The following is a 15130-nucleotide window of genomic DNA, read 5'->3' on the forward strand; positions in this document are numbered from 1 at the left end:
CATTCTTAGTGGCGCTACCGGCGGGCTGACCGCCCGCCTGCTTGAGCGCGGGCTGGCGGCACGGGCCTTCGGCCCCGGGCGCCAGCGGCGCGGGGCCAGCGAGACCGGAAGCGAGGCAGCCGTTCGCCTCCGCTTGCGCGGTGGTACGATGGTCCGGGGTGTCCCGCGCGCGGCTCGCCGCAGCGAAGGGTTTGATTTGGTGTTGCTGCGGCGTGAAGGGTCCCACACCGTAGCCTGACGCGCGGTACGGGACCCTCCACGCTCCTCAGCGCGATCCGCCGGGGCCGTTCTTCAGCTCGCCCGGCGCGTGTCTGGCCTGAGGACGTGGGTAGCATTCCATCTACCAGACGCCTCAGCACGTGGTCCCGCAGCGGCAGGCAGGAGGAACGTCAGCTGTCCGCCCCGCCCCGGCCCTGCCGCGACGCGGGGAGAATGGCACGGGCCCAAGGGGGCGGGGATAAGTCGTCGGGCGGTCGCGGCACGCGGCCGCCATTGGCGACCGCCCTACGGGTGAGGGCCAGCGGCGGTGACGCCTGGCACCGCCCTCGCTTCCCCTCACCCCAAATCGGAGATTTGGACCTCTCCCAGAGGGAGAGGCGGCGGCACGCTTCGCGAGCCGCCCTACGCCGCCCCCCCTGCGACCGCTGCCAGCGCCTTGCGGATGGCGGCGATGCGCTTGCTAGGACCGCGTCAGCTTGGCGCGGTAGGGGTCCGCCGGGAAGACGCCGAGGAGCTTCACCTCGCTTGAGAAGTAGCCGAGCTCGTCGAGGGCGCGCCGGACGGGCGGGTCGTCGGGGTGTCCTTCGATCTCGGCTTGGAAGCGGGTCGCGAGGAAGCTCGAGTCCTCTTGATAGCTCTCGAGCTTGATCATGTTGACCGCGTTGGTCGCGCAGCCGCCGAGCGCCTTGTAGAGCGCGGCGGGGATGTTGCGCACACGGAAGACGAGGCTCGTCAGGACGGGGCCCGACAGGAGGTCGGGCCAGACCGCTTGCGCCTCCGGCGCCAGGGTGAGGAAGCGGGTCACGTTCCGCTCGATGTCCTGCACGTCGCGTTCCACGATCCGCAGACCGTAGGCCTCGGCCGCCGCGCGCGGCGCGATCACGGCGACGTTCGGCTCGGGGCGGCTCGAAAGCGCATGGGCCGCGCCGGCGGTGTCGGGCGCGACCTCCGCGATCAGGCCTCGCCGCGCGATCACGCCCCTGCACTGGCTGAGCGCCATGGGGTGGCTGCGCACGGTGGTCAGCGCGTCCTCGTCCGCGTCCGGCAGCGCCATGAGCTGCATGTGGATGGGCAGGAAGTGCTCGTCGAGGATCGCCATGCCGGCATCGGGCAGGAGGCGGTAGACGTCGTCCACCCGCCCGGCGATCGCGTTCTCGACCGGGACCATGGCGCGCGCGGCGCGTCCCTCGGCGACGGCCCTGAAGACCGCGTCGAAGGTCGGGCACGGCATCGGCGCGAAGTCCGGCGCGTAGGTCCGGCAGGCCTCGTCCGAGAAGGCGCCCGGCTCTCCTTGATAGGCGATCTTTGCCATAAGGCCCCCGCGCGCTCCTGCCCCGTTGCCCGGCCCGAGCCACCCCGCTAGGTGCACCCGGACCCTTCAAAGCGCTCGGCGCGCTCCAGATTCGAGTTGGACTTATGAGAGACCCCCTCTTCGGGAACAAGGTGGCCGCTGCGATCCTGGTCGTGCTGCTCCTCGCCGTCGGCCTGCCGGTGATCGTGACGACCTTCGCTGAGCTTGCCGCGCACCTCGGCACGCATCACGACGAAGAAGCCCCCTACCCCGGCGGCGTCGTCTACTTCCCCGGCACGCTGGAGGTCTCCGCCGAGACCGAGGCAGAGCCCGTCGTCGACCTCGGCACGCTGATGGCGAGCGCCGACGCGGAGCGCGGCGCACGCGGCGCGGCGATCTGCTCGTCCTGCCACAGCTTCGACAAGGGCGGACCGAACGGCACGGGCCCGCACCTCTGGGACGTCGTCGGCCGCGAGGTCGCGAGCGTGCCGGGCTTCTCCTACTCGAGCGCGATGTCGGGCCTGGGCGGCGATTGGACCTACGAGAAGCTCGATGCGCTGCTCGAGAACAGCCAGGGCTACATTCCCGGCACGCAGATGGCGCAGAAGATTCGCAAGGCGGACAAGCGCGCGGACATCCTCGCCTATCTAGGCTCGCTGTCGGACGACCCCGTGCCCTTCCCCGAGCCGGCCCCGGTCGAGCCCCCCGCCGGCGAAGAGGTCGTGCCCGAAGAGGACACCGCGGAGAGCGAAGCCGCCGAGAGCGCGGCCGACACGGTCGAGTCGCGTCCCGCCCTGCCGGGCGAGGCGGTCCTGCCCGAAGACCAGCGCAACGATCCCGGCGACGAGGGCTATCCCGGCGACGAGAGCCACGCGCAGTCCGACTATCGTAGCTCCGATCCGGACGGTGAGGATACGAGCGGCACGGCCGAGGACGGCGGCGAGGGCCTGCCCAACGCCGAGGCGGCGCAGACGGCCGAAGAGCAAGCCGGAAATCCGGGCGGGCAGCAGTAACCCGCATGGCGGGCGAGGTCGTCAACCTGCGCCTCGCCCGCAAGCGCAAGGCCCGCGCCGCGAAGGAGGCCGACGCCGCGGTGAACCGCGCGTCGCACGGGCGGACCAAGGCCGAGAAGGCTGCCTCGAAGCGCGAACGGGAGACGGCGGACCGCCTGCTCGACGGTCACGCGATCGGCCGGCCCGACGAGGCCTAGCGCCTAGAGGCCCGTGCGTTCGATCAGCATGTCGGCAGGGGCTTTCGGCCGGACGATTCGCGTGACGGGATTGTCCTTGGCCCTGTTCAGATGCTCGGCCATGGCGAGCAGGGGGTCGATCGTCACCGCCATGTGAGTCGCGTTGGCGTGCAGGAGCCGCGCTTCGTCCACCATGATGCCGGTGTGCCCGACCCAGTAGACGAGGTCGCCCCGCCGCAAGGCGACGCCCTGCCAGTCCCCGCCCGAGCGGCGCTGCCATAGCTCCTCGCCCCGCTCGGGCGCCGACAGGAAGACTTCCTGCATGTCCGCGTCGCGCGGGACGACGACCCCGGCGACCTCATACGCGTTCTGGATCAGACCCGAGCAGTCGAGGCCGAGACTCTCCCGGCCGCCCCAGAAGTAAGGCGCGCCCATGAACCGTTCCGCCGCCGCGACGGGGTCGGTCAGCGCGCGGCCCAGCTCCAGGAGGTGATCGGCGAAGACCCAACCCCCGCGGGAGTCCCGAAGGTACTTGCCGTCCTCGGACCGGTCCGTGACCGTGAGCTTGGCATTCATCGACAAGAGGCAGAGCGGCGGCGCCTTCAGGTCGGCCCGCGGAAAGCGGAGCGTGCGCAGCGCGGCGACGCGGTGCGTCGGCGTGTCGATCCGTGCCGACAGGTCCGCCGCCTCGACGTAGCCGACATAGCCGTCGAGCGCGGCCTGGCCCCACGCCCAGCCGTCCGCCTCGTCGTAGACGGTGAAGACCTCGCCGAAGAGGATCTGCGTCTCCTGCATCGCGTCGGCGCGCGGCTCCCGGCGGATGGCCGCGGCGGCGGCGGTCACCTGACGCCCTTCGCCGCGAACGAACCGGTCGGCCTCGACCTTGCCGCGCAAGTAGTCCGCGGCGACGTCCGGCCGCGCGGGCGTCAGCCTCGCGGAGAAGGGGTCGGGCCGGGTTCCCGGCGCGCCGGGGGCCGGATCGCGCTGAGGACGGTCGGTCATCCGTAGTAGGCGCCCAGGTCGGACTGCCGGTCGCGCTCTTCGACGATGCGGGCGAAGGCGTCGATGAAGAGCGAGCCCTCCGGCGTCTTCTGCACGAGGACGATCCGGCGGTCGCCGGGATCGCGCGCCCGGCGGACGAAGCCGTGGATCGACAGCGCGTCGAGGGCGCGGCTGATCGCAGGCTTCGGCACTTCGAGGTCCTCGGAGAGGCGCCGGACGGTGTGGGGTCCCGGCGTGAGGTACACGGTCAGGAGGATCGCCCACTGACGCATCGAGAGGTCGGGCTGATCGAGCCTGACGGTATCCGCCATCACGTCGCGCCAGGGAAGGAGGATGTCGATCGGGCTCATATTCTATTTCGATAGAAAAACAAAATAGTCCTGACAAGGACTTGACAGGATCGCGCGCCCAAACGCCTCAGTCGCGCAGCAGCTCGTTGACGCTGGTCTTGGCGCGGGTCCGCTCGTCCACGCGCTTGACGATGACGGCGCAGGCGAGGCTCGGCCCGCCCTTCTCGCTCGGCAGCGCGCCCGGCACGACGACCGCGTATTCCGGAACCTCGCCGCGGAAGACCTCGCCCGTCTCGCGATCCACGATCTTGGTCGAGGCGCCGAGGAAGACGCCCATGGCGATGACCGCGCCGCGGCGCACGATGACGCCCTCGGCGACTTCCGAGCGGGCGCCCAGGAAGACATCGTCCTCGATGATGGTCGGGTTCGCCTGCAGCGGCTCGAGCACGCCGCCGATGCCGGTGCCGCCCGAGACGTGGCAGCGCTCGCCCACCTGCGCGCAGGAGCCCACCGTCGCCCAGGTGTCGATCATGGTCCCGGCGCCGACATGGGCGCCGATGTTGACGTAGGACGGCATCAGGACGGCGCCGGGCGCGATGTAGGCGCCGTGGCGCACGGCGCAGGGCGGCACGGCGCGGAAGCGCGCCTCCGCGTGCTCTCTTTCGCTCCAGCCGGCGGTCTTCATCGGGACCTTGTCCCACCAGGTCGCGCCGCCCGGCCCGCCCTTGATGAGCGCGTTGGATTCGAGGCGGAAGGAGAGGAGCACCGCCTTCTTGAGCCATTGATGGGTGGTCCAGCCGCCCTGCCCGTCGGGCTCGGCGACGCGGGCCCGCCCGTCGTCGAGCGCGGCCAGCGCCGTCTCGACCGCGGTGCCGAGGTCGCCCTCGCGCGCCTGCCAGTCGTCGAGCCGCGTGCGGTTCTCCCAGCCGGCCTCAATGATCGTCCGTGCCTGTTCGAGCTTCACGAGGCCGCCTCCGTCCCTGCCGTTCGGGCGGCGCGTGTCAGCCCTTCGAGGAAGCCCGTCAAGTCCGAGGTGGCGTGATCGACGTGCATCGGGGCCTCGCCGGGGCGGGAGGGGCGCTTGGCCGCAGGCTCGTCCTCGCACCAGGCGGCATCGGTCTGGATCAGGACCGTCGTCATGCCGAGCGCGTGGGGGACGCGGAGGTTGTCGGCCATGTCCTCGAACATCACGGCGCGTTCCGGCTCGATCCCGAAGGCGCCGAGGAAGGCGTCGTAGGCGGCCTCGTGCGGCTTCGGGGTCCAGCCGCAGCCCTCGACGTCGAAGGCGCCCTCGAAGAGGTCCCAGACGCCGATCTTCCGCGCGACGTTCTCGGCGTGGCGAAGCGAGCCGTTGGTGAAGACGAAGCGGCGCCCCGGCAGCGCCGCCATCGCCGCACGCAGGCGGGAGTTCGGCTCGACGGGCGTCAGGTCGATGTCGTGGACGTGGGCCATGAAGGCGTGCGGAGAGACGCTATGCTCGGCCATCAGGCCCGCCAGGGTCGTGCCGTGGCTGACGTAGAGGTCCTTTTGCAGCTTCCTCGCCTCGCCGCTCGGCATCGAGAGCTCGTCCTCGATGAAGCGGGTCATGTTCGCGTCGATCTGCGCGAAGAGGTTGCAGCTGGCGGGATAGAGCGTGTTGTCGAGGTCGAAGACCCAGACGTCGCGATCCTGAAAGCCGGTTCGGCCGCTCAACGGTTGACCCGTTCGGGGTTGAACTGCTCCGGCGTGAACTGGAAGGTCCAAGCGGCCTCTCCTTCGGTGTCGACCCGGCGGAAGCTCGCGGTCTGGTAGCCAGCCTCGTCGCAGGGCTCGTCGGAGCTCGCGTCGAACTGGACGGCGGCGACGCAGAACTCGGTGTCCCCGCCCGCGAGCGGCACGGAGCGGTCCTCCGCCTCCATCACGCCGTAGACGTAGTACGCCTCCGAAGCGAGGGCCCCCCGCCTCACCTTCGCGCATTCCTGACTGCCAAGGCGCCACCAGCCCGTCGAGCGGTAGCCTTCGGCCCCGCCCCCGCGCGGTCCTGCGAAGGCCGCCCAGACCGGCAGCAGGGTCGCGTTGCAGAAGAAGAAGCCGACCTGCGCGTCCTGGGCGTTCGCATCGGCGATGAGGGCGTCCATGACCGTGTCGTTGATGATGCCGGAATCGCCCAGGCCCTTTTGGCGGCGGTATCCGCGCAGCGCGTTGCGCGTCGCGTTGCCGAGGTAGCCGTCGATGTCGCCTTCGGACGCGCCCACGTCGCGCAGGAGGCGCTGCACGCCCGCGATCTGCGCCGCGAAGACGGTGAAGTTGTTCTCGTCCGAGAACTCGGTCGTCCACGCCCCGCCCGCCTCTTCGGTCACGTCCACGGTGAAGAAGTCGCGCTGGCGCCTGGGATCCTCCGCGCAGACGTCCTGGTCGCGCAGGGTGAAGAGGCTGTCGTTCTGAACGCAAAGGGGCGTCGTGCCCGACCAGCTGCGCAAGGGGCCGCGGTGACCGGGGATCGCCTCGGCGTAGACGTAGTAGCGGCCCGCCTTCACGGGCTCTGTCAGCACCCGCTTGCATTCGCCGGCGCGCAGGCGCCACCAACCCCGCGTGACGAGCCGGTCGTCGCTGACATAGCCGAGGGCGGCCGAGAGCGCGTAGCTCGACTTGTTGCAGAAGCTGTACTCCGCCCGCGCAGAGCCGAGGCCGCCCAAGGCGAGCGCGCCCGCGATCACCGCGAGCCGGAGGAGGAGCCGTGCGTTCATCGTTCGCCAGAATGAGCCCGCGGGCCTGCCCCCGCCGGCGGCATGTTCTCCCAAGGCGGGTGCCGGTTCAAGACCGGACCCGCCCAGGTCGTCGGCCGCTGCCGATCGATGGTGAGCGCGACGGCGTTTCATGCTAGTATCAACCTGCCATCGCGTTGGAGAGTGTGATGGAGGTCCAAGAAGACAGGCTTCACGCCTTCGTCGGCAAGATGCTGGGCGACCTCGGCGGCGCCTTCAGCGTGCCGACGGTGCGGCTCGGCCATCGGCTCGGCCTGTTCCAGACGCTGGCGGAGCGAGGGCCGCTCACGGCAGAGGGCTTGGCGGACGCCGCGGGCGGGCTGACGCCGCGCTACGTACGCGAGTGGGCGCTCGCCCAGGCGGCGAACGGCTACGTCACCTATGACGAGGCGGCCGAGGCGTTCTTCCTGTCGCCCGAGCAGGCCATGGTCTTCGCCGTGCCGGACAGCCCGGTCTACCTGCCCGGCGCCTTCGACCTCGTCGCTGCGATGATCGAGGGCGAGGCGAAGGTCGAGACGCTGTTCCGCAAGGGCGGCGGCGTGCGCTGGGGCGACACGGCGGGATGCTTGTTCTGCGCGACCGGCGCCTTCTTCCGCCCCGGCTACGTCAACAACATCGTCCATGGATGGCTGCCCGCCCTGGAAGGCGTCCTTGCGAAGCTCGAGGCGGGGGCGACGGTCGCCGACATCGGCTGCGGCATGGGATTCTCGACCGTGTTGATGGCGGAAGCCTTTCCGCAGAGCCGCTTCGTCGGCTTCGACTTTCATGCGCCCTCGATCGAGGAGGCCCGTCGGCACGCGCAAGCGCATGGCCTCGAAGGCCGCGTCCGTTTCGAAGCGGCCCCGGCGAAGGAGATCGAGGAGGGCGGCTTCGACCTCGTCACCGCCTTCGATTGCCTGCACGACATGGGCGATCCGCGCGGCTGCGCCGCCGCGGTCCGCCGCATGCTGCGGCCGGACGGCACCTGGATGGTCGTCGAGCCGATCGCCGGGGACCGCCCATCGCAGAACATGAACCCGGTCGGCCGCCTCTACTACAACGCCTCGACCATGATCTGCGTGCCGACCTCTCTCGACCAGGAGGTCGGCGAAGGGCTCGGCGCCCAGGCCGGCGAGGCGAAGCTGTCCGACGTGATCCGCGCCGGCGGCTTCGGCCGTGTAGGGCGCGCGGCCGAGGGGCCGTTCAACATGGTGCTCGAAGCGCGGCCCTGAGGCGTTGACCGGGCGGCGCGCCTTCCCCACGACCCGGGCCATGTCCGCCCCCTCCCTCGTCGTCCTCACCGGTGCCGGCGTCAGCGCCGACAGCGGCGTCGATACCTTCCGCACGGCAGGGGGGCTCTGGGACCGATATGATTGGCGGGAGGTCGCGACGCCCGAGGGCTTCGCTGCCGACCCGGGCAAGGTCCACGCGTTCTACAATGAGAGGCGGCGGGCGCTGCCGGGCGTCCGGCCCAACGCCGCCCACGCCGCGCTCGCCGAGCTCGAGGCGCGGCTCGAGGCCAATGGCGGCAGGCTGACCCTCGTCACGCAGAACGTCGACGACCTTCACGAGCGCGCCGGAAGCCGCCGCGTCCTTCACGTCCACGGCGAGCTCGCCAAGGCGGCGTGCGTGGCGTGCGGAACCGTCTCGGTCTGGACCGCCGACCTTGGAACCGAAATTCCCTGCCCGTCCTGCGGCGTCGCCGGCGCCATGCGCCCGCACGTCGTATGGTTCGGGGAGATGCCGCGCCACCTGGACGAGGCGGAGGCGGCGCTAGGCGAGGCGGACCTCTTCGTCTCGATCGGCACGTCGGGCTCAGTCTACCCGGCGGCCGGGCTCGTCGCGGCGGCGCGGGCGCGAGGGGTGGACTGCACCGAGTTGAACCTGGAGCCGTCCGCGAACGCGCGGCTCTTCACCGAGGCCCGCTACGGCCGAGCGGCCGAGATCGTGCCCGCCTTCGCAAAGGAGATGACATGGTAGAGCGGCTGTCCGACGCCGAACGCGCGGCGTTCTTTCGCGACCATCCGAACTGGAAGCCGGTCGAAGGCCGCGACGCGGCCGAGGCGACGTTTCGCTTCGGCAGCTTTGCCGAGGCCTTCTCGTTCATGACGCGGATCGCCTTGTATGCGGAGAAGGCGGACCATCACCCCGAATGGTTCAACGTCTACGACCGGGTCGAGGTGACGCTCGCCACGCACGATGCGGGCGGCCTGAGCCAGCGCGACGTCGCCATGGCGAGCGTGATCGACGCGGCCGCCGCCTAACGCTCGAGCAGGAGGCCTGCCGAACCCGTCCCGCGTTCGGCAGCCGCCTCGGGCGGGGCGGCCTGGCCTGCGAACTGGGCCTCGGATTCGCCGCTGTCGAGGACGATGGCGACGCTCGTCGCCGCGACCTGCCGCGCGTCGTCGAAGTTCGTCCCGAGCTGGTAGAAGAAGAGCAGACCGAGCGCGTAGATCGCGGCGGGCGCCCGCGCCTCGATGAGCCTCAGCCGAGCGGCCGAACGGCCCGACAGGCGGAAGTTCAAGAAGGCGACAGCCCCCGCCGCCCCGAGCAAGCCGCCGACGAGGATGTCCGTCGGGTAGTGGAAGCCGAGATAGATCCGCGGCAGCAGGATGACGACGGCGGCCCAGCCGATGGCGAAGGCCCCGACGATCCGGTTCCGCAAGAAGACGGCGGTGGCGAGGTAGACCATCAGCGCGCCGTGGTCGCTCGGGAAGGAAGAGTCCGTCCATAGCCAAGCCCCGTCGGGCGCGAAGGCGGCGATCGGCCGGTCCCGATGAGGCAGGGCGTGCTGGAGGATACGGGCGACCGCCATCACGGCGATGGCGCCGAGGATCACCTTGGCGAGGTATTGCTGCCGCCCGTGCAGGTAGCGCCGGTGACGGTCGAGGCCGACCAGCAGCACGAGCGCGCAGAGGAAGGTCCCCTTCACGAGGTAGGCGTTCGCGATGACCTCCACCAAGGGAGTAAGCGCGGGGTGCGCCGCACGAAAGCCGACGATGGCGGCGTAGAGGGACTGCTCGAACGTGGTGACGGCGCTCAGCATCGCGGCGCACCCGGCGCCGTGCTTCGTCCTTCACCGATGCTGGCGCGTCTTCGGATCTCTCTTCGCAAGTTCCTGTGCCCCCTCGCACTTCTGTCTGGACCCCGGGGGACCGCACGCAAGGTGTGCGCTTCGTGACGGTTTGGAAACACCTGTGCCATCACAGGACCGGGAGAGGGGGTGCGGCTATTGGTAAGGGTGCCCGATCGCGCGGTTTGCCTAAAGGCGGGCGGCCGCGCTAATCCCTTCCTTCAGGAATTCACTCTTAATCTCGAGGCCGGGGGGCAAGGAGTACCGCGTCATGGCGCAGATCGTGCTGGTCGACGACGACCAGAACATTCTGACCTCGGTGTCTATCGCCCTCGAATCGGAGGGCCACGAGGTCACGACCTATGAGGACGGCGCAGCGGCGCTCGACGGGATCATGGCGCGCACGCCGGACCTCGTCCTGTCCGACGTGAAGATGCCGCGCATGGACGGCATGGAGATGCTGCGGCGCCTCCGGCAGGATTCCGCCGTGCCCCTGATCTTCCTGACCTCGAAGGACGAGGAGATCGACGAGGTGCTCGGCCTCACCCTCGGTGCGGACGACTACGTCAAGAAGCCCTTCAGCCAGCGCCTCCTCCTCGAACGGGTGAAGGCGGTGCTGCGCCGTGCGGCGGCCACGCCGGAGGGCGCGACCGAGGACGCGAACCAGGTCATGCGCCGGGGCGACCTGACGCTCGATCCGCTTCGCCACGCCTGCAACTGGAAGGGGCAGAACGTCACCCTGACCGTGACCGAGTTCCTGATCCTTCAGTCGCTCGCGTCGCGCCCCGGCTTCGTGAAGTCGCGCGACGCCCTGATGGACGCGGCTTACGACGATCAGGTCTACGTCGACGACCGGACGATCGACAGCCACATCAAACGTATCCGGAAGAAGTTCCGCGTGGTCGACAAGGAGTTCGACCAGATCGAGACCCTCTACGGTGTCGGGTACAAGTACAAGGAGCAGTGACGCCTTCTTGGGCAAGCCCGCGCGCGGCGTACGCACGCCGCGCCTGCGGCGGCTTCGGCGCGTCGCGGCGGCGGAGGCCGCGCAGAGCAAGAAGGACCGCTACTCCGCGCTGACGGGGCCGTTCCGGGACCGCGACGGCCGGTTGCCCGTCAGCCGGTTGGCGGTCACGATCCTCGCCGCGAACCTCGTCGGCCTGCTCATCCTCATGCTCGGCTCGGTCGGGTTCAATCAGTACCGCGACGGCCTCATCGCCGCGAAGCTCGAGGGCGTGCGCGGCCAGGCGCAGATGCTGGCGGGCGTTCTGGCGACCATCGCCGGAGAGGAAGCGCAGTGCGACATCGCGATCGACGCCGAGGCGAGCCTTTGCGAGCTGAACCTCGACGACGCGGCTGTCGACACGGTCTTCACGCGCCTCTTCGACGGGTTCGAGGGACGGGTGCGGATCTTCGAGCTGCCCGAAGGGTATGAGGGCGCGCCGATCGCCGACGCGACCGACTTCCTCCTCGAGGACAAGGTGCTGCGGGCGGACACGGTGGACGCGGCCGCCCTGCCCGACATCGAGGAGGCCCAGCCCAAGGGGCCGCTCGGCCGGATCGAAGAAGGGCTCGGCCGCCTGCTGGTCGAGGGCATCCTGGAGCCCGGCTTCCGCCAGGCGGCGCGGGCCCGGACGCTGGAGGCCGAGCTGTCCGAAGCCTTCGCGGCGTCGGGGCGGACGGGCGAGACCGGCGCCGCCTCGGTCCGCTACGACGAGGAGGGCGAGATCGTCGCCTCGGTGACCGTGCCGATCCGCCGTGTGCAGGCGACCTACGGCGTCGTCACGGCCGAGATCGGCGGCATCGAGGAGGTCATTCAGCAGGCCCGCGCCGACGTCCTGCCCTTCTTCCTCCTCGCGCTGACCGCCTCGCTCGCCTCGGCGCTGTTCCTGACCGCCGCGATCGCACGGCCCATCCGAAGGCTCGCCACCGCCGCCGACAAGGTCCGCGACGGCATCGCCGTCGCCGGCCGCGTGCGCATTCCGGACTTCGGCCGGCGCAAGGACGAGATCGGCGAGCTGTCGACCTCGCTACGCTCGATGACCCAGGCGATCTACGAGCGGATCGAGGCGATCGACCACTTCGCGGCCGACGTCTCGCACGAGCTCAAGAACCCTCTCACCTCGATCCGCTCGGCGGTCGAGACGCTCGACATCGCCAAGACAGACCAGCAGCGCGACAGGCTCTTGAAGGTGGTCAAGCAGGACGTCGCCCGGATGGACCGTTTGATCACGGACATCTCGAACGCGTCGCGCCTCGACGCGGAGCTCGCGCGGGAGACGCGCGAGGTCGTCGACCTCCTCAAGCTCCTGCGCGACATCGTCGAGCTCTACGGGACGACCGCGAAGCCCGGCGCGCCGACGGTCCGCCTTCTGGGCCGCACGGGCGCCCAGCCCCTCTACGTCTTCGGCAGCCCCTCGGCGCTCGGACAGGTGTTCCGCAACCTGATCGACAACGCCCTGAGCTTCAGCCCCCAAGGCGGGGTCGTCCGCGTGACCTTGGGCGTCGAGCGCGCGGCGGAGGGACCCGTCCTCAAGGTCCAGGTCGCCGACGACGGCCCCGGCATTCCCGACGGCAACCTCGAGACGATCTTCAAGCGCTTCTACACCGAGCGCCCCGCAGGCGCCGACTTCGGCAACAACTCGGGCCTGGGCCTCGCCATCTGCCGGCAGATCGTCGAGAGCCATGGCGGGCGGATCTGGGCCGAGAACCGGATGAACGCGGAGCGCTCGGCGCGGATCGGCGCGATGTTCACCGTGCTGCTGCCGCTGCGGCGATCCGGCCAGGGCCGCAGGGCCGGCGCCGAGCAGGAAGCCGCGTGAGGAACGAGGCGCGCGCCCTGCCCGGCACGGCCGTCGCGCTCGCCCTGAAAGACAGAAGCTCCCTACGCGGCGTCCTCGTCACCGGCGCGCCCGGTTCGGGGAAGACGCGTCTCGCCCTCGAGCTGATCGAAGGCTGCCGCTGGGGGCGGAGCCGCCTGATCTCGGACGACGTCGTCACGGCGTGGGCCGAGGACGGGCGGATCGTCGCCGACGCGCCCGAGCGCCTTTGCGGCCTCGTCGAGCTGCGCGGGACGGGCCTCGCCCGGATCGAGCCATCGGGACCGACGCCGCTCTTCGCGGTGATCGCGCTCGAGGATCGAGGGCGCCTGCCGCCCGAGCGCCGGGTCCATCCCCTCGGCCCGGACGGCCCCGCCCTGCCGCTCTTCGCCTGGCAGGGGCGGGCGGCGGGCCTTCTGACCTTCCTCCGTTCGGTCGCGTCTGGACATTCGGCGACGGCTGGGCACGATGCCGTCTCGCCAGGAACAGGAACCCCATGATCGGAATCGTCGTCGTCAGTCACGGCAACCTCGCGCGGGAGCTGATCGCCGCGGCGGAGCACGTGGTCGGTCCGCAGCCCGGCATGGAGGCGGTCTGCATCGGACCGGACGACGACATGGAGCAGCGGCGCGCCGACATCTCGGAGGCCGCGCGCCGCGTCGGCGGCGAGGACGGGGCGGTGATCCTGACCGACATGTTCGGCGGCACGCCCTCCAACCTCGCCATCGCGGTGATGGAGAAGGCCCGCTCCGAGGTGATCGCGGGCGTCAACCTACCCATGCTGATCCGCGTCGCGCCCGAGAGCTTCCGTCGGACGGCGGACGTTCAGGCCGCCGCCGCCGCCGCGCACGAGGCGGGCCGGAAGTACGTCAACGTCGCGTCCTGGGTGCTGTCGGGGCGGCAGGAAAGCGCGTGACCGCCGAGGGCCGGGTCACGGTCTGCAACCGCAAGGGCCTTCACGCGCGCGCCGCCGCCAAGTTCTGTACCTTGGCGGCAGGGTTCGACGCCGCGACCACGGTGACCAAAGATCAGACCACGGTCGGCGGCGCCTCGTTGATGGCGCTCCTGATGCTGGGCGCCGCCAAGGGCTCGGAACTCACGATCCGTGCGGAAGGGCCCGAGGCCGACGAGGCCGTCGCCGCCCTGACCGATCTGGTCGAGGCGCGCTTCGGCGAGGAGGACTGACCCCGCCGAGGCGCGTTCGCGGCGGGGTCCGTCAGTCCCGATAGGCGAAGGGCCGGTCCCCGCGCGTCAGGTCCCGGTAGCGCTCGGTGAGGGCCTTCTGACGGTTCTCGAGGCTCATCTCTTCGCCGTCGATGAAGACCGCGACGGGGTTGCTCGTGACCTCGAGCGGATCGCCGTCCCAGACGACGAGGTCGGCCGTCCGTCCCGGCCCGATCAGACCGAAGCGGTCGTCCTGGCCCCAGATGCGGGCGGGACCCATCGTGATCGCCGAGAGCGCCCCGTTATAGGACATCCCGTTCGCGACCGCGTTGCCCGCGAGCTGGGTCAAGAGGCCGAGATTGTGCGTGTAGGCGATGTCGTCGTCGTAGAAGGCCACGGTCACGCCCGCCGCCTCCAGGATCGCCGGCGCCTCGAGCGTCGCGCCGAGCTGCTCGAACTGGTAGGGCAGGTTCTTCACCGGGTCGACGACGACCGGCACGCCCGCCGCGGCGATCTCCTCGGCGACGAGGTGCGCCTCGGCGGCGCCGTAGATCACGAGGTCGATGCCGTACTCTTCGGCCATCGCCAGCACCCGTTTGATGTCCGACGCGCCGTTGACGAAGGCGAGCATCTTCTGCTCGCCGGTCAGCAAGGGCACGAGCGCGGCGGCGTCGGCGGCCGCGAGCCGGCCCGCCTCGTAGGTCTCGGCGTAGCGGTCGGGATCGTCCTGGTAGGCGCGGGCGTCGGCGAGCGCGCGGCGCAGGCGCGCCATCGCGGCGAGCCGGCTGTCCCCTTCCCGCGCGGCGCCGGCATAGCCGAGCGACACGGTCTGGGCGACGCAGCGCTCGACGATCGGCTCGTCGCCGCCGGACAGCGTCACGACCATCCCGCAGCCGCCGAAGAGGTCGTCCCCGGGATCGGGCGCGACGTAGGCCCGGGTGACCCCGGCGGCCCGGGCGACCGGGATCGCGGTCGTCGCCTCGTAGAAGCCGTCGGCCGCGTCGAAGGAGACCGACAGCCCGACGTCCTCTTCGGCCGAGCGGTCGTTCCCTTCCCGGTTGAGGCCGATCTCCTCGAGCCCGAGCGCCGAGACGGCGGCGAAGAGCCCCGGCGTGACGTAGCCGCCGGCCGCGTCGATGACCTCGGCGTTGGACGGGATTCGGACGTTCGGCCCCATCGCCTCGATCCGGCCGCGGCGCACGACGATGGTGACCCCTTCGGCATCGGCCGGAGACGACGCCGTGCCCGTCATCAGCGCGCGGGCGTTGGTGATGGCGTAGGTCTGCGCCTGCGCGGCGGCGGCGAGGAGGCTCGCCGACGCGGCGGTTGCGAGGAGCGTTCTGATCATGGCGCTGTTCCT

General features: G+C 70.7%; 18 protein-coding genes. 10 read left to right on the plus strand and 8 right to left on the minus strand.

The window, feature by feature from the left end; all coding sequences use genetic code 11:
• Positions 1-679: 679 nt before the first annotated feature.
• Positions 680-1531, minus strand: coding sequence for a prephenate dehydratase (locus GGQ59_RS02230; RefSeq protein ID WP_183815417.1), 852 nt, complete (start codon positions 1529-1531; stop codon positions 680-682).
• Between the two features lie 104 nt (positions 1532-1635).
• On the opposite strand from GGQ59_RS02230, the gene GGQ59_RS02235 reads away from it, so the two are divergent.
• Positions 1636-2523, plus strand: coding sequence for a c-type cytochrome (locus tag GGQ59_RS02235; RefSeq protein WP_183815419.1), 888 nt, complete (start codon positions 1636-1638; stop codon positions 2521-2523).
• Between the two features lie 5 nt (positions 2524-2528).
• Complete coding sequence (locus GGQ59_RS02240) at positions 2529-2720, plus strand: DUF4169 family protein (protein ID WP_183815421.1); 192 nt, start codon at positions 2529-2531, stop codon at positions 2718-2720.
• 3 nt (positions 2721-2723) lie between these two features.
• Here GGQ59_RS02240 and GGQ59_RS02245 read toward each other — a convergent pair whose 3' ends face one another.
• The 5 genes from GGQ59_RS02245 to GGQ59_RS02265 all read right to left on the minus strand — a co-directional run bounded on the left by GGQ59_RS02245 (position 2724) and on the right by GGQ59_RS02265 (position 6717).
• Positions 2724-3701, minus strand: a complete 978-nt coding sequence (locus GGQ59_RS02245; RefSeq protein ID WP_183815424.1) for a C40 family peptidase — start codon at positions 3699-3701, stop codon at positions 2724-2726.
• The gene (locus tag GGQ59_RS02250; protein WP_183815427.1) at positions 3698-4051 is read right to left on the minus strand and encodes a MarR family transcriptional regulator; all 354 of its coding nucleotides are present in this window, start codon (positions 4049-4051) and stop codon (positions 3698-3700) included. The genes GGQ59_RS02245 and GGQ59_RS02250 overlap by 4 nt, the downstream gene beginning before the upstream one ends.
• Positions 4052-4118: 67 nt before the next feature.
• Entirely contained in the window at positions 4119-4931 is an 813-nt protein-coding gene (locus tag GGQ59_RS02255; protein ID WP_343074270.1) for a 2,3,4,5-tetrahydropyridine-2,6-dicarboxylate N-succinyltransferase, read from the minus strand.
• Positions 4932-4951: 20 nt separating this feature from the next.
• Positions 4952-5683 carry a pyrimidine 5'-nucleotidase gene (locus GGQ59_RS02260; RefSeq protein WP_183815431.1) on the minus strand — a complete coding sequence of 244 codons (732 nt, stop codon included), beginning with the start codon at positions 5681-5683 and terminating at the stop codon, positions 4952-4954.
• On the minus strand, positions 5680-6717 hold the full coding sequence (locus GGQ59_RS02265; protein WP_183815433.1) for a DUF1036 domain-containing protein: 1038 nt from the start codon (positions 6715-6717) through the stop codon (positions 5680-5682). The genes GGQ59_RS02260 and GGQ59_RS02265 overlap by 4 nt, the downstream gene beginning before the upstream one ends.
• 167 nt (positions 6718-6884) lie before the next feature.
• Here GGQ59_RS02265 and GGQ59_RS02270 point away from each other — a divergent pair, with 167 nt between their 5' ends.
• Genes GGQ59_RS02270 through GGQ59_RS02280 form a run of 3 tightly spaced genes read left to right on the plus strand, consistent with a single transcriptional unit; the run spans position 6885 to position 8978 of the window.
• Positions 6885-7946, plus strand: a complete 1062-nt coding sequence (locus GGQ59_RS02270; RefSeq protein WP_221400835.1) for a class I SAM-dependent methyltransferase — start codon at positions 6885-6887, stop codon at positions 7944-7946.
• Positions 7947-7986: 40 nt separating this feature from the next.
• The gene (locus tag GGQ59_RS02275) at positions 7987-8694 is read left to right on the plus strand and encodes an NAD-dependent deacylase (RefSeq protein ID WP_183815435.1); all 708 of its coding nucleotides are present in this window, start codon (positions 7987-7989) and stop codon (positions 8692-8694) included.
• Positions 8688-8978, plus strand: a complete 291-nt coding sequence (locus GGQ59_RS02280) for a 4a-hydroxytetrahydrobiopterin dehydratase (RefSeq protein ID WP_183815437.1) — start codon at positions 8688-8690, stop codon at positions 8976-8978. The genes GGQ59_RS02275 and GGQ59_RS02280 overlap by 7 nt, the downstream gene beginning before the upstream one ends.
• Here the strand turns inward: GGQ59_RS02280 and GGQ59_RS02285 are convergent.
• Positions 8975-9760: a phosphatase PAP2 family protein gene (locus GGQ59_RS02285; RefSeq protein WP_183815439.1), complete on the minus strand. Its 786-nt coding sequence runs from the start codon at positions 9758-9760 to the stop codon at positions 8975-8977. The genes GGQ59_RS02280 and GGQ59_RS02285 overlap by 4 nt on opposite strands.
• A gap of 298 nt (positions 9761-10058) precedes the next feature.
• On the opposite strand from GGQ59_RS02285, the gene GGQ59_RS02290 reads away from it, so the two are divergent.
• The 5 genes from GGQ59_RS02290 to GGQ59_RS14735 are packed head-to-tail and all read left to right on the plus strand — an operon-like array spanning position 10059 to position 13791.
• Positions 10059-10754 carry a response regulator transcription factor gene (locus GGQ59_RS02290; RefSeq protein WP_183815440.1) on the plus strand — a complete coding sequence of 232 codons (696 nt, stop codon included), beginning with the start codon at positions 10059-10061 and terminating at the stop codon, positions 10752-10754.
• Positions 10755-10761: 7 nt separating this feature from the next.
• On the plus strand, positions 10762-12609 hold the full coding sequence (locus GGQ59_RS02295; RefSeq protein ID WP_183815441.1) for an ATP-binding protein: 1848 nt from the start codon (positions 10762-10764) through the stop codon (positions 12607-12609).
• Entirely contained in the window at positions 12606-13106 is a 501-nt protein-coding gene (locus GGQ59_RS02300; protein ID WP_183815442.1) for a hypothetical protein, read from the plus strand. The genes GGQ59_RS02295 and GGQ59_RS02300 overlap by 4 nt, the downstream gene beginning before the upstream one ends.
• The gene (locus tag GGQ59_RS14730; protein ID WP_221400836.1) at positions 13103-13522 is read left to right on the plus strand and encodes a PTS sugar transporter subunit IIA; all 420 of its coding nucleotides are present in this window, start codon (positions 13103-13105) and stop codon (positions 13520-13522) included. Before GGQ59_RS02300 ends, GGQ59_RS14730 begins: the two co-directional genes overlap by 4 nt.
• Positions 13519-13791 carry an HPr family phosphocarrier protein gene (locus GGQ59_RS14735; protein WP_221400837.1) on the plus strand — a complete coding sequence of 91 codons (273 nt, stop codon included), beginning with the start codon at positions 13519-13521 and terminating at the stop codon, positions 13789-13791. The genes GGQ59_RS14730 and GGQ59_RS14735 overlap by 4 nt, the downstream gene beginning before the upstream one ends.
• Positions 13792-13822: 31 nt before the next feature.
• Here the strand turns inward: GGQ59_RS14735 and GGQ59_RS02310 are convergent, their stop codons facing one another.
• Positions 13823-15118, minus strand: a complete 1296-nt coding sequence (locus GGQ59_RS02310) for an amidohydrolase family protein (protein ID WP_183815444.1) — start codon at positions 15116-15118, stop codon at positions 13823-13825.
• Positions 15119-15130 lie beyond the last annotated feature (12 nt).

Source organism: Parvularcula dongshanensis (assembly GCF_014199615.1).
Taxonomy (GTDB): domain Bacteria; phylum Pseudomonadota; class Alphaproteobacteria; order Caulobacterales; family Parvularculaceae; genus Parvularcula; species Parvularcula dongshanensis.